This is a genomic window from Marixanthomonas sp. SCSIO 43207 (assembly GCF_019904255.1).
In the GTDB taxonomy this organism is placed as follows: Bacteria; Bacteroidota; Bacteroidia; order Flavobacteriales; family Flavobacteriaceae; genus Marixanthomonas.
Genome location: NZ_CP063203.1, coordinates 1,576,858 through 1,590,993 on the forward strand (window position 1 = coordinate 1,576,858; position 14,136 = coordinate 1,590,993).

The following is a 14,136-nucleotide window of genomic DNA, read 5'->3' on the forward strand; positions in this document are numbered from 1 at the left end:
ACCTCAACAACTATCAAGAGGTTTTAAACCAACACAAATGACAATTCTAGACGGTAAAAAAATATCAAATGATATTAAAGCTGAAATCAAAGCTGAAGTAGATGAAATGAAAGCCAAGAATGAAAAGGTGCCACATTTGGCAGCTATAATTGTTGGTAATGATGGTGCAAGTATGACCTATGTGAATACTAAGGTAAAAGCTTGTGAAAAAGTAGGCTTTGAGTCAACGTTGGTAAGGATGTCTAGTACAACTAGTGAGGTAGAGTTGATGGACAAGATTGAAAAGCTAAACAATGAAGAAGCTATTGACGGTTTTATTGTTCAGTTGCCATTACCACCACAAATTGATACTCAAAAAGTATTATTGGCAGTAAATCCGGATAAAGATGTTGATGGGTTTCACCCTACCAACTTCGGAAAGATGTCTTTAGATATGACCTCTTTTATTCCGGCAACTCCCTTTGGTATTTTAGAATTATTAGAACGCTATGAAATTCCTACCAAAGGAAAACACACTGTGGTTATAGGAAGAAGTCATATTGTAGGAAGACCTATGAGTATATTAATGGGGCGAAGTGGATTTCCTGGTAACTCTACTGTAACCTTAACTCACGAATACACAAAAAATATTACTCAAATTACCTCACAAGCAGATATTATAATTATTGCCGTTGGTATTCCAGATTTTCTTAAAGCCGAAATGATTAAAGATGATGCTGTAGTAATTGACGTAGGAATTACTCGTGTGCCTGATGAAGATGCTCCAAAAGGATATGTGCTTAAAGGCGATGTAGATTTTGAAAACGCTAAGAAAAAAGCATCTTACATTACACCTGTTCCAGGTGGTGTAGGGCCAATGACTATTGCTATGTTGTTAAAAAATACGCTACTCGCTAGGGAGCAGCGTAGAAATAAAATGCGATAATTAAATATCGTTTAAATTCCCATATTGTTTTCCATACGCCAATCTAGATAGCGATGTAAATCACTTTCAATCCAGCCAACACCAAGCGTAAGGATGGCTACATCGTCAATATATCCAACACCGGGAATAAAATCTGGTACAATATCCATTGGGTTCAGGACGTATAACAATGCCATAACAATAGTAGCAATGGTAAACCAAGGAATGTTTTTGTAGGTTCCTTTCTTTACGTCTTTCAACATGCTAATCATTATTCTACCTAGTTCCAGGTATTTTGAGAGGCTGTTATTTCCACTAAATTTTTTATCAATGTTTTCTTCATTGTTTAAAACAACTTCAACATCTTCTTCGTTGATTTTATCAACTTCATCTTTCATGTAGGCTTCTTCGGTCCCGTCATCTCTGTTTCCGGGATTAAAATGTACTTTGTCTTTCTTTTTGCCAAATAGCATAGGTCAGGGTTTTTTGTTTTCTGAAAGATACAGCTTCAGAAAACAAAAGTGTTTTAAAAAAGTGTTATAAAAATTTCAGAAGAACATAAAAAACTGCCAAAAACAGTATTAGGTAAATAACCCAATAAGGTTGTAACCGTTTAGGATTTGTTCCGAAGAAAGCTTTTGTCAATTTAAAAAAGAACCCACGGTTTTTTGCTATGTAATTATACCCGTGATCGCTAAGCGCAGTAAACCAATCATATTTGTGATACCATTGATGCCAAGGATGGTTTTTTTTGGTGTAGGTGTAGCTGCGGTATGCAGAATCGGGTCCGCTGTAAATAGCGCCATTAGTTTCAATAAGACGAGATGCTTTTTTAAATTCTTTTAAAGGAATGTCTTGATACTGCTGAGCAACTTCTTGATAGGTTTTGTATACAATTGAGTTGCCGGTTAGGCTATGCCATCGCGTAACCCAATATTTACAAAACCCACATTCTCCATCCCACACCATCATAGGTTTTTCTGAAGGCGGATATTTTGTTTTATCAAATTTCTGAAACATGATTAGAGTTTGTTTTGATCTGTTTTACCGTATTCTTTTCGGTATATGCGCACGATGATAAGAAACAAACTTATGAGAAGTGGACCAAAAATAAGACCAATAAAACCAAAGAGGGGAACGCCTACTACAACGCCTATAAAGGTTATTAATGGGTGAACATTATCAAGTTTTTTAAGCACGTACATTCTAAAAACATTGTCTGTTGACCCTACTACAATAAATCCATAGAGTAAGACTCCCCAAGCTTGAAAAGTGTCTCCGGAAGAGAGCGACAGTATAAAAACAGGTAAAATACCAACCAACGTACCAATAAATGGTATCATTGAGCCAATGGTTGTGATTACAAACCAAAAGAAAGGGTCATCAACACCAAATATTAAAAAACCAATAAGGGCTACAATTCCTTGTGCTAATGCTACCAGAGGAATACCAATTGCATTGGCACGTACCATAGCATTGGCCTCATCACCAATTTCTTTTAAGTTTTTATCTCCAATAGGAATGTAATCAAATAATGATTCTTTAAGCTCTTTGCGGTTGGTAAGCATGTAATATAACATAAAGTACATAAGACCAATAGCAATAAACATATTAAAAGTACCGCCGGCAAAACTCTGTAGTTGTGTAGAAATCCACGAGGAAATTGATGCTGTATCAATTTGTGAGCTTATGTCATAGCCTAGTTGCGTTTCTAGTTGTCCCAGTTGTTCTTTTAAAGCTTTTATTACTTCTTCAGAATTTTGAACAGCGTTACCAATTTTATCACCTAGCATAAGTACAATACCAGAAACAGGTAATAAAATACCAATAAAAGAAAGAAGCATTAATACTCCTGCAGCGAGATCGGGGTGCCACTTGCGTTTTTTTACAAGGTTTTTCATCAAGCTTCTCAACAGAACATAAATAGTAACTGCTCCTAAAACACCTGATAAATAAGGAAGCATTTCTCTAAAAATAAGACTACCCATAAGTAGTATGAGTAGAAGAACAAATACTTGTCTAATTATATTTGGTGAAATTGACTTCATAGGTCTATTTGGCAAAAAGTTGATTCATTTCTTTGAAAGCTTTAAACTCAAGCGCATTCCCAGAAGGGTCTTTAAAAAACATTGTGGCTTGTTCACCGGGCTTACCCTCAAAACGAATATAGGGTTTAATGATAAAGGTAATGTTTTTACGTTGCAAATGAGCCGAAAAAGATTTAAAGGTTTCCATGTCTAGAACAACTCCAAAATGAGGTACAGGTACATCTTTGCCGTCAACAGGGTTTGATGTAGCAATTTCTGTATTGTTTTTTTCTTGGTAATGCAGTACTAATTGATGTCCAAAAAAATCAAAATCTACCCAATGGTCGCTACTTCTACCTTCGGTAAATCCTAACGTGTCTCTATAAAATGTTCGGCAAGTTTCCAAGTTATCAACGGGAATGGCTAAGTGAAAGGGTTGTATGTTCATTAATTGTTTCGTAATGCGTTAATCAATTGTTTTTTGCTCATTTTTGAACGACCATCAATCCCTACATTTTTTGCTTGCTCATACAGCTCGTCTTTTGTCCAATCTTCATATGGTTTTGCTTTTCCACCTTTTTTGCCTGAGTCTTCTGTATTTGCAATACGTGCAGCTTTTTCTTTGCTATATCCTTTATCCCGAAGGGCTTCGTATTGGTCTTCGTTTTTAATTCTAGGTTTTGACATGTGTAATAAATTTATGTTCTTCAGAAGAAAGATTAATTGTTCTCTTTATCAATAGTATCTGTGTCTTTACGTTTTTTAAGCAACCCAATTCCTGCAAAAAAGAAAATGATACCTAAAATGAGTAAGGCCCAAGGGCTAAGGCCTACATTCATGCTGCCAAAAACACCTAATAATCCTATAACTAATGCAATGGCACCACCTATTGTTAATATAAATCCGAGTATTTTAATCATAATAAATTGGTTTGGTTACAAATTAAAATTAAAAGAAAAACCCCGTTTGACAACGGGGCTTAACAAAATATTGAGAGGATTTAAGTTTATTTTATTCTTTTTCAGAAGGGTTTTCTTCTGGAGTAGCTTCGGGTTCCCAGCCTATCATAAAATACTTAAACTTAGCGTCATCTGGTATTTGGCTAGTTTCAATCTTTGCATTGGGATTGTAACGTAAGTTTTCAGGAAGTTCTTTTTTATCAATGGTTAAATAAATTTCACTGTCTTTTAAGAATACAACTACCGAGTTAATAGTGGTTTCAACTTTTGAAACTGTGTAATTGGTTTTCACATCTTTAAAAGTACTTGCGCTGTTGAGACCCTTCTCAGTTTTGTAACGCGAATCAAAAACCTGTACGTTGGTAATAGTAGCGTTTGGGTCGTTCTCATCTTCTGGTGATAACAATAATAGCTTATTACCATCTGTATCATAAATCTCAACCTCTCCTTGTGTTCCTAATGCATTTTCAATGGGGTTTAATTTTACGATAGAATCGGTAGCAAAGATAGAGTCTACCTCTTTCATTTGAATGGTTTTGTCTAGATTACCAATGCTTCCTTCTCCAATTGCAAAAGGATCTTTTTCTGAATCACAAGAAAATAATAATACGGATGCAACGAAGCATGCTAAAAGTGTCTTTTTCATATAAATGGTTTCTGTTTTTTTTATTTTAATAATTTTCCTAAAATACCCAACACGCTTCGTATTACGGTTGGACTGCTTAATACTTTTACAAAAGGGTTTTGTTTGCTGCTTCTACTGCTGCTGCGTTTTACCTTTTGTTTTTCTTTTTGGGCTTTTTCTTTTGCTTCTTCCTTTTCGGCAACGTCAATTTTTTCATTTAAAAGCTCATAGGCGCTTTCTCTATCAACAGTTTCATTGTATTTTTTAATAAGCTTTGAATGACCTAGCAAATCTTTCAGTTCACTATCTTCAAGAACATCCATACGACTCATTGGAGCGCGCATCATAGTTGCTGCAAGAGGTGTGGGGATTCCTTTTTCGTTTAATGCAGAAACTAATGCTTCTCCTATTCCAAGTTTGGTTAATACTTCGTCGGTTTTATAATATTCTGAAATAGGATAGTTTTCGGCGGTTAATTTTATTGCTTTTCTGTCTTTTGCGGTAAACGCACGAAGTGCATGCTGAACTTTTAAACCTAACTGACTTAAAACTGCATCTGGGACATCGGTTGGGTTTTGGGTTACAAAATACAGACCAACACCTTTAGATCTAATTAACTTTACAATGCTTTCAATCTGGTCTAGCAAGGCGTCACTAGCTTCTTTAAAAATTAAATGTGCCTCGTCTATAAAAATAACAAGCTCTGGTCTACCTGTGTCACCTTGCTCGGGGAAGGTAGTGTAAATTTCGGCCAATAGGCTTAACATAAAGGTTGAAAAAAGTTTAGGACGATCTTGAATGTCGGTTAATCTAACAATATTGATGTAGCCCATTCCATTTTCATCTATGCGAAGCAAATCATCGGTATCAAATGATTTTTCGCCAAAAAATAAGTCGGCACCTTGTTGTTCAAGTTCTACAACCCTTCGTAAAATGGCACCTGTTGAAGCAGATGAGATACGCCCATATGCTTCAGAAAACTCTTGTTTACCTTCATTTGTTGCATATTGTAAGATCTTTTTAAAGTCTTTTAAATCTAATAAAGGAAGTTTATTATCATCACAATACTTAAAAATTACTGAAATGATACCGGCTTGCGTTTCACTTACATCCAAAATACGTGACAATAATACCGGTCCAAACTCACTAACGGTTGCACGCAATCTTACTCCGTTTTGTTCAGAAAGGGATAGTATTTCTACCGGAAATTTTTTAGAAGTAAAAGGAATTCCAATTTTCTCATGGCGTTCATCAATTTTTGGGTGACCGGGACTAGGTTGAGCAATACCACTAAGGTCACCTTTCATATCCATCAAAAGAACTGGAACACCTTTTTCTGAAAGGTTTTCGGCAAGTACCTGCAAAGATTTTGTTTTACCGGTTCCGGTAGCCCCTGCAATAAGACCGTGACGGTTCATGGTTTTTAAAGGAACTTTTACCAATGCATTGGTGAGTGTTTCACCCTCTAGCATAGCAGCACCTAGTGTAATAGATTCACCTTTAGTGGTGTATCCTTTTTCAATATGGTCAAAAAAAGCTTCCTTGTTTGCCATGGTTTAAATTTTTGATAAAAATAGCAATTGTCTACAAGCTTCTGAAATATTATTTACATTCTATACTATTTAATTGAAAAAGCTTTGGGGCTAAGTAGTAACTGCCAACTATAAATTGTAATTTTGCACCCTATGCAAACAGCAACACAAGATTTGGTGAATAAAGGTGTAATGCTTCCGCTAATGGAAGAGTTTTATACCATTCAAGGGGAAGGGTTTCATAAAGGAACAGCAGCTTATTTTATAAGAATAGGAGGCTGCGATGTAGGTTGCCATTGGTGTGATGTAAAGGAAAGCTGGAATGCAAAAACACACCCGCCTACCAATATCGATACTATTGTAAACAATGCCGATAAATACAGTAAAACAATTGTGATTACCGGGGGAGAACCACTTACTTGGGATATGGGGCCATTAACCAAAAAATTAAAAGAGAAAGGCATGCAAATTCATATAGAAACCTCAGGTGCCTATGATCTTACAGGAACTTGGGACTGGATTTGCTTATCTCCAAAAAAAATTAAGTTACCAAAACCTGAAATTTATAAAAAAGCACACGAATTAAAAGTGATTGTGTTTAATAAACACGACTTTAAATTTGCCGAAGAACAAGCACAGCATGTGGATGAATACTGTATTTTATACTTACAACCAGAATGGGGTAAGAGAGATGAAATGATGCCTCTCATTGTAGATTATGTTATGAAAAACCCACAATGGAAGGTTTCACTTCAAACTCACAAGTACCTCAATATACCTTAGGGTTCTTTGGGCTATTTTGCAATTTTAAAAGGGATTTCTACGTAAGTCTTTTCCCATCCTATCATTAGTGTAGTTCCATCATTTTCTGGGCGAAAGACCATTGACAATGATTCTGTTGGTGCAGCAGCTTCACGGGCAGGAGTTTTAATACGCACAACATCCATTTCTTGATTGTAAACAGTACCCCAAACATTTGTGTTTTTATTAATAATAACTGTCCACATATCTGCTTCAGGAATGGTGTAAATACTGTAAGTTCCGGGTTGTAAGGTAACGTTGTTTAATTCTAAGGCTTTATAAATTGTCAACTCTGTAGCTTCATTAGCGCCAGTTCGCCAAACTTTACCATAAGGAACCAATTCACCAAAAATTTCACGTCCTTTCATTTGTGGTCTACTGTAAATAACGCGAGCAATAGGAGGTGAATTTCTGTCTGGTTTAGCCATTGCTAAGTCCATAGGGCTGGCATCCATTCTAGGGAATGTTTGCGATTGAGAGTTTTGAGCTGTCAATACGGTCATCGCAAAGCAAGTAAATAAAGTAAGTATAAATTTCATAGCTAATTTTTGTTTAAAGATAACTTCTGAAAGATAGAATTGTTATAAATTTTTCAAAAAAAATATAGTGTTCTGTCGATTATTTGAACTTTACATTACAATTCTAGATACTAGTTGCGACTTTAAAGGTTTAAAAGGTTTTTATTAAAAGTGAGGTAAAAGTAAATATTTTAAAACCCACTCAATGACAGAATTATAGCACCGCTATGTTGCTTTTTTTCTTCACAATAATCTGTTAATAACTTATGTAGGTTAATCAATGGAATGCCTTTATTTTATAAAGGGTTTCGTTATATTTGTTCGTTACGTATTAGTTTGAAAAACAACCTATATTTATGAAGGACGAAAAAAATATTAAAGTATATGGTGCTGATAGCATTCAGGCACTGGAAGGAATGGAGCATGTTCGCATGCGACCCTCAATGTATATTGGTGACGTAGGCGTTCGCGGGCTGCACCACTTAGTATATGAAGTTGTAGATAACTCCATTGACGAAGCTATGGGCGGCTATTGTGATACTATAGACGTTTGGATTAATGAAGATAACTCAATTACCGTAAAAGATAATGGTAGAGGTATTCCGGTAGACCTTCATAAAAAAGAAGGTGTTTCTGCGCTTGAAGTAGTTATGACAAAAATTGGTGCCGGAGGTAAATTTGATAAAGATTCTTATAAAGTTTCAGGAGGTTTACACGGGGTTGGAGTTTCAGTAGTAAATGCACTTTCTGAAGGGTTAAAAGCAACCGTACATCGCAATGGAAAAATATGGGAGCAAGAATATGAAAGAGGTAAAACATTATACCCGGTAAAATCAACAGGAGAGACCGATTACAGAGGGACTATTGTAACCTTTAAGCCAGATTCTGAAATATTTAAACAAACCCTACACTTTAATTATGATACGCTTTCTAGCAGAATGCGTGAGCTTGCCTTTTTAAACAAAGGACTTACTATCAGTATCACAGATAAGCGTGAGACCGATGATAAGGGAGATTTTATATCTGAAACTTTTCATAGTGAAGAAGGGTTAAAAGAATTTATTCAGTTTTTGGATGAAACTCGAGAGCCTATCATAAATGAAGTTATTTCTATGGAAGGCGAGAAAAACGACATTCCGGTAGAAGTTGCTATGGTGTACAATACTTCCTTTAATGAGAATTTACACTCCTATGTAAATAACATTAATACTCACGAAGGAGGAACCCATTTAACTGGTTTTCGTCGTGGTTTAACCACTACCTTAAAAAAATATGCAGATGCATCTGGAATGCTGGATAAACTGAAATTTGAAATTACCGGAGATGATTTCCGTGAAGGATTAACAGCTATAGTTTCAGTTAAAGTAGGAGAGCCTCAATTTGAAGGGCAAACCAAAACAAAATTAGGAAACAGAGAAGTTTCAGCAGCAGTAAGCCAAGCCGTTTCTGAAATGCTTGAAAACTACCTGGAAGAAAACCCTAATGATGCAAAAACCATCGTTCAAAAAGTAATTCTTGCCGCACAAGCTCGTCACGCTGCCCGCAAAGCTCGTGAAATGGTACAACGTAAAACCGTAATGGGTGGCGCAGGATTACCGGGAAAACTATCAGATTGTTCTGAGCAAGATCCCGAAAAGTGTGAAGTATTTCTAGTTGAGGGAGATTCGGCAGGTGGAACAGCAAAACAAGGTCGTGACCGTAATTTTCAAGCTATCTTACCATTACGTGGTAAAATTTTGAATGTAGAAAAAGCCATGCAGCACAAGGTGTTTGAAAATGAAGAAATACGAAATATTTTCACAGCCCTAGGTGTTACAGTTGGTACCGAAGAAGACAGCAAAGCATTAAATTTATCTAAGTTGCGCTATCATAAAATAGTAATTATGTGTGATGCCGATGTAGATGGTAGTCACATTGCTACATTAATATTGACATTCTTCTTCCGTTATATGAAAGATTTAATTGAAGCAGGTCACGTTTACATTGCAACACCACCATTATATTTACTGAAAAAGGGTAAAAAGAGCAGATATGCTTGGTCTGAAGAAGAACGTGCAGAAATTAATCAAGAATTTGGAGGCGGAGCTAGCATTCAACGGTACAAAGGTCTGGGTGAAATGAACGCAGAACAATTATGGGATACTACAATGAATCCAGATTTTAGAATTTTACGTCAGGTAACTATCGATAACGGAACTGAAGCAGACCGCATTTTCTCTATGCTTATGGGAGATGAGGTGCCACCAAGGCGTGAATTTATTGAGAAGAATGCAAAATATGCTAATATTGACGCGTAAGTAATACACGCACAAAGAGTTTTAAAAAAAACACCGTTTCTAGTTAAAGAAGCGGTGTTTTCTTTTTAACCCTTTCTTATCATATTTTAAATGAGATAATTGTACTTTTGCAACAAACGTCTCACTGAGACTAATTTTCAAAACAAATCACTCATTAAAAACAAAAATAGAATGAAAGTTACAGTAGTAGGAGCAGGTGCAGTAGGCGCAAGTTGTGCCGAATATATTGCCATTAAAAATTTTGCCAGCGAAGTTGTCCTTTTAGATATTAAAGAAGGCTATGCTGAAGGAAAAGCAATGGATTTAATGCAAACCGCTTCTTTAAATGCATTTGATACCCGTGTAGTTGGTACAACAGGAGATTACAGTAAAACAGCAGATAGTGATATTTGTGTTATTACCAGTGGAATTCCGCGTAAACCAGGAATGACTCGTGAAGAATTAATTGGTATCAATGCCGGTATTGTAAAAGAAGTTTCTTCAAACTTAGTAAAACATTCTCCAAATACCATCATTATAGTGGTAAGTAACCCAATGGATACAATGACGTATTTGGTACACAAAACCACTAATCTTCCAAAAAACAGAATCATTGGTATGGGAGGTGCACTAGACAGCGCACGTTTCAAATATCGTTTGGCTGAAGCATTAGGTGCTCCAATAAGTGATGTTGACGGAATGGTTATTGGCGGTCACAGTGATAAAGGAATGGTACCTTTAACAAGATTAGCTACACGTAATAGTGTGCCGGTAACAGAATTTATTTCAGAAGAAAGACTTGATCAAGTAAAAGAAGATACCAAAGTTGGAGGAGCAACACTTACCAAATTGCTAGGAACTTCTGCTTGGTATGCACCAGGAGCTGCTGTAAGTGGTCTGGTACAAGCTATTGCTTGTGATCAAAAGAAAATTTTTCCTTGTTCTACCTTATTAGATGGGCAATATGGCTTAAATGACCTTTGTATTGGAGTTCCGGTTGTATTAGGTCGTGACGGAATTGAAAAAATCGTGGATATTGAATTAAATGAAGCCGAAATTAATCACTTAAAAGAAAGTGCCGAAGGTGTTAACAAAACCAACGGATTGTTAGAATTATAAATTCAGATCCATAAAATAAGTAAAGCCTCAAATATTCATTTGAGGCTTTTTTTTTGTTGATATAATAGATGAATGGTCTCTCGAAAAGCCTATTAAATATAGAAAAAGACGGTTTTATTCAGAGATAAATAAGTACTGAAATAGAAAGGTGTGGTATTACTCATAAAATAATAATTTCTATTCAATTGAATTGTTAAAGTTTTTAAAAAGAAAAATATTGGCATTTCTTTTTTGAAAACCTATATTTGCACGTTTTAAAATTTATATAAACACGTACAAGAATGCAAAATAAAGGACTCATTACAGTATTTGCAATACTATTTGGATTGGTAAGTTTATACCAATTATCATTTACATTTATTGCAAACAAAGTTGAAGGCGATGCAGAGGCGTTTGCAAAAAGCCAATACACGCAGGAAAACCAACACGATGAACGTGAAATGGCAGAAACACGTTATTTAGATTCTGTTGGATCAAATCCTGTAATTTTAGGAATTGACTACAACACTGCTAAAAACAAAGAACTTAACAAAGGTCTTGACTTAAAAGGAGGAATTAATGTGATTCTTCAAGTTTCAGTTCAAGATATCTTACGTGGGTTAGCAAACAACTCAAAAGATCCTGCTTTTAACCAAGCTTTAGACAATGCTGTAGAGCTTCAAAAAGATAGTCAAGACACTTACCTAGAGTCATTTTTTCAAGCTTTTGAGGCCATTCCTGGCGATAATTCACTAGCTTCTCCAAGTATTTTCTTCAACAAAAATCTTGAAGATGACATTAACGCTTCAATGTCCAATGACGATGTAAAAACAGTATTGGAACGTAAAATTGATGAGTCTATCCTTTCTGCTTTTGAGGTATTACGTAAGCGTATTGACAAATTTGGAGTAACACAACCTAACATTCAACGTTTAGGAAATTCTGGAAGAATATTAGTAGAATTACCAGGTGCAAAAGATGTAGAGCGTATTAAAAAACTTTTACAAAGTACAGCTCAATTAGAGTTTTGGAATGTATACAAGTTTGAAGATATGGCCGGTTTCCTTTCGCAGGCTAATGAAAAAGTGAAAGAATTAAAAGGAGCTACAGCTTCAGAAACTGAAGAAGCATCTCAAGATGTAGAAGCTACAGAAACTGCTCAGACAGATTCTGAAATACAAAACGATTCTACAAGTGTTGCACAAGATACAACAACTACAGACGAAGAAGATATTAGTGATTTATTAGGAGGTGAAGATGTAGAAGAAGCAGCTGTAGAAAACCCAATTTTAGACAAGATGGTTTCTCCAGGTTTTCAAGGAAGACCAATTCTAGCTACATTCAAATTAAAAGATACTGCTGAAATAAACAGTTATTTGCGCATGCCGCAAGTACGTGCTTTATTACCGGCAGAATTTAAATACGCACAATTTGTATGGGACCTGCCTAGAGAAAGTGAAACAGAAGATATAGGTGAAGTAACTTCATTGTATGCCATTAAAGGAAACAGAAATAACGAACCTCCATTATCTGGTGGAGTAGTAACAGACGCTACTCAAACGTATGATCAAGTAGGTCAAGTTGCTGTTTCTATGCAAATGAACGGTAAAGGAGCGCGTATATGGGAAGAATTAACAGGTGAAGCATATCAAAATCAAAGTCAGATAGCAATTGTGCTAGATGATGTTGTATATTCTGCACCGGGTGTTACTACCGGTCCTATTTCAGGTGGTAGTAGTCAAATTACCGGAGATTTTTCAATTACTGAAGGACAAGATTTAGCAAACGTATTACGTGCTGGTAAATTACCGGCCTCTGCAGATATTATTCAAGCTGAAGTTGTTGGGCCAACATTAGGTCAAGAAGCCATTAGTAGTGGTGTACTTTCTTTTGTTTTGGCACTTGCTTTTGTACTGGTATGGATGATTTTCTACTACGGGAAAGCAGGAGCATTTGCAGACGTTGCCTTGGTAGTAAACATTCTATTTATTTTTGGAATTCTTGCCGGTCTAGGAGCGGTGTTAACCTTACCAGGTATTGCAGGTATTGTATTGACAATAGGTATTTCGGTTGATGCCAACGTACTTATTTTTGAACGTATACGTGAAGAATTGGCAAAAGGAAAAGCACAACGTGATGCTATAAAAGATGGTTTTAACAATGCACTGTCTTCAATTCTGGATGCAAACATTACAACTGGATTAACCGGATTGATATTATTGGTATTTGGTACAGGACCTATTCAAGGATTTGCTACTACCTTATTAATAGGTATCCTTACTTCATTGTTTACAGCAATTTTCATTACAAGATTGTTCATTGATGCGTATGCTAAAAATGGAAAGCCATTAACGTGCTCGACAAGTATGACGAAAAACTTGTTTAAAAATGTACATATCAAGTTCCTTGAAAAGCGCAAAGTTGCATACATCATTTCAGGGATTTTAATCTTGATTAGTTTAGGTTCTTTATTTACAAATGGATTAAACCAAGGTGTAGATTTTGTAGGAGGACGTACTTATACGGTTCGTTTTGATAAAACTGTAAATCCTTCAGAAATTGAAAACGATCTTATCAATACCTTTGAAAGTGCTGAAGCAAAAACCTATGGTAGCGATAATCAATTAAAGATTACTACTAAATACAAGGTTGATGAAGCAAGTGCCGAAATTGATCAAGAAATAGAGCAAATGCTTTTTGAAACTCTTAAGCCTAATTTCCCTTCAGGAATGACATATGAAGAGTTTAAAGCAGATGATGAAGGAAAAGAAATTGGTAGAATGGAATATTACAAAGTAAGCCCTACCATTGCAGATGATATTAAAAAGGATTCATTCTGGGCAGTATTAGGCTCATTAATTGTAGTGTTCTTATATATCTTATTGCGTTTTAGAAGATGGCAATTTAGTTTAGGTGCTGTTGCAGCGGTATTCCACGATGTTATTATAGTATTGGGTATTTTCTCTCTTACTTATAAAATAATGCCGTTTAATATGGAGATTGATCAATCATTTATTGCAGCAATCTTGACAGTAATTGGTTACTCTTTAAATGATACAGTGGTTGTTTTTGACCGTATTAGAGAGTTCTTTAATGAACACTCAAGCTGGAAGATTAACCGTATTATCAATAGTGCTTTAAATACTACATTAAGTCGTACGTTAAATACATCGGTAACTACCTTAATTGTATTATTATCTATCTTCCTTATTGGTGCAGAATCAATCCGCGGACTAATCTTTGCATTAATAGTAGGAGTTGTAGTAGGTACGTACTCATCATTGTTTATTGCAACACCTGTATTTTTTGATACAGTTAAAAAACGTGGAATAGACCTTACAGAGAAAAAAGAAGAAGAGGAAGAAACACCAGAAGCTGTAAAAAAATAAGTCTTCT

At 35.6% G+C, this 14,136-nt stretch carries 14 protein-coding genes; 5 read left to right on the forward strand and 9 right to left on the reverse strand.

The window, feature by feature from the left end:
- Nucleotides 1-37 precede the first annotated feature (37 nt).
- On the forward strand, nucleotides 38-925 hold the full coding sequence (locus tag INR76_RS07450) for a bifunctional 5,10-methylenetetrahydrofolate dehydrogenase/5,10-methenyltetrahydrofolate cyclohydrolase (RefSeq protein WP_223107284.1): 888 nt from the start codon (nucleotides 38-40) through the stop codon (nucleotides 923-925).
- Nucleotides 926-936: 11 nt separating this feature from the next.
- Here INR76_RS07450 and INR76_RS07455 read toward each other — a convergent pair whose 3' ends face one another.
- The 8 genes from INR76_RS07455 to INR76_RS07490 form a co-directional block, all read right to left on the reverse strand.
- Nucleotides 937-1,377, reverse strand: coding sequence for a YkvA family protein (locus tag INR76_RS07455; RefSeq protein WP_223107285.1), 441 nt, complete (start codon nucleotides 1,375-1,377; stop codon nucleotides 937-939).
- A 64-nt stretch (nucleotides 1,378-1,441) separates the two neighbouring features.
- Complete coding sequence (locus INR76_RS07460; RefSeq protein WP_223107286.1) at nucleotides 1,442-1,924, reverse strand: thiol-disulfide oxidoreductase DCC family protein; 483 nt, start codon at nucleotides 1,922-1,924, stop codon at nucleotides 1,442-1,444.
- Nucleotides 1,925-1,926: 2 nt separating this feature from the next.
- Nucleotides 1,927-2,952: an AI-2E family transporter gene (locus INR76_RS07465; RefSeq protein ID WP_223107287.1), complete on the reverse strand. Its 1,026-nt coding sequence runs from the start codon at nucleotides 2,950-2,952 to the stop codon at nucleotides 1,927-1,929.
- Nucleotides 2,953-2,956: 4 nt separating this feature from the next.
- On the reverse strand, nucleotides 2,957-3,379 hold the full coding sequence (locus tag INR76_RS07470) for a VOC family protein (protein ID WP_223107288.1): 423 nt from the start codon (nucleotides 3,377-3,379) through the stop codon (nucleotides 2,957-2,959).
- Nucleotides 3,379-3,618 carry a Rho termination factor N-terminal domain-containing protein gene (locus INR76_RS07475; RefSeq protein WP_223107289.1) on the reverse strand — a complete coding sequence of 80 codons (240 nt, stop codon included), beginning with the start codon at nucleotides 3,616-3,618 and terminating at the stop codon, nucleotides 3,379-3,381. Before INR76_RS07475 ends, INR76_RS07470 begins: the two co-directional genes overlap by 1 nt.
- Nucleotides 3,619-3,650: 32 nt before the next feature.
- A complete protein-coding gene (locus INR76_RS07480) occupies nucleotides 3,651-3,851 on the reverse strand; it encodes a hypothetical protein (protein WP_223107290.1) in 201 nt (66 codons plus the stop codon).
- Nucleotides 3,852-3,942: 91 nt separating this feature from the next.
- On the reverse strand, nucleotides 3,943-4,536 hold the full coding sequence (locus INR76_RS07485; RefSeq protein WP_223107291.1) for a hypothetical protein: 594 nt from the start codon (nucleotides 4,534-4,536) through the stop codon (nucleotides 3,943-3,945).
- 20 nt (nucleotides 4,537-4,556) lie between these two features.
- On the reverse strand, nucleotides 4,557-6,068 hold the full coding sequence (locus INR76_RS07490; protein ID WP_223107292.1) for a helicase HerA-like domain-containing protein: 1,512 nt from the start codon (nucleotides 6,066-6,068) through the stop codon (nucleotides 4,557-4,559).
- 132 nt (nucleotides 6,069-6,200) lie between these two features.
- Here INR76_RS07490 and INR76_RS07495 point away from each other — a divergent pair, with 132 nt between their 5' ends.
- The gene (locus INR76_RS07495; protein WP_223107293.1) at nucleotides 6,201-6,830 is read left to right on the forward strand and encodes a 7-carboxy-7-deazaguanine synthase QueE; all 630 of its coding nucleotides are present in this window, start codon (nucleotides 6,201-6,203) and stop codon (nucleotides 6,828-6,830) included.
- A gap of 11 nt (nucleotides 6,831-6,841) precedes the next feature.
- Here INR76_RS07495 and INR76_RS07500 read toward each other — a convergent pair whose 3' ends face one another.
- A complete protein-coding gene (locus INR76_RS07500) occupies nucleotides 6,842-7,387 on the reverse strand; it encodes a DUF2911 domain-containing protein (RefSeq protein WP_223107294.1) in 546 nt (181 codons plus the stop codon).
- 335 nt (nucleotides 7,388-7,722) lie between these two features.
- Here INR76_RS07500 and gyrB point away from each other — a divergent pair, with 335 nt between their 5' ends.
- The 3 genes from gyrB to secDF all read left to right on the forward strand — a co-directional run bounded on the left by gyrB (nucleotide 7,723) and on the right by secDF (nucleotide 14,129).
- Nucleotides 7,723-9,663, forward strand: a complete 1,941-nt coding sequence (gene gyrB / locus INR76_RS07505) for a DNA topoisomerase (ATP-hydrolyzing) subunit B (protein WP_223107295.1) — start codon at nucleotides 7,723-7,725, stop codon at nucleotides 9,661-9,663.
- 171 nt (nucleotides 9,664-9,834) lie between these two features.
- Nucleotides 9,835-10,761: a malate dehydrogenase gene (gene mdh, locus INR76_RS07510; RefSeq protein WP_223107296.1), complete on the forward strand. Its 927-nt coding sequence runs from the start codon at nucleotides 9,835-9,837 to the stop codon at nucleotides 10,759-10,761.
- A 281-nt stretch (nucleotides 10,762-11,042) separates the two neighbouring features.
- Nucleotides 11,043-14,129: a protein translocase subunit SecDF gene (secDF, locus tag INR76_RS07515; protein ID WP_223107297.1), complete on the forward strand. Its 3,087-nt coding sequence runs from the start codon at nucleotides 11,043-11,045 to the stop codon at nucleotides 14,127-14,129.
- The last annotated feature ends 7 nt before the right edge of the window (nucleotides 14,130-14,136 follow it).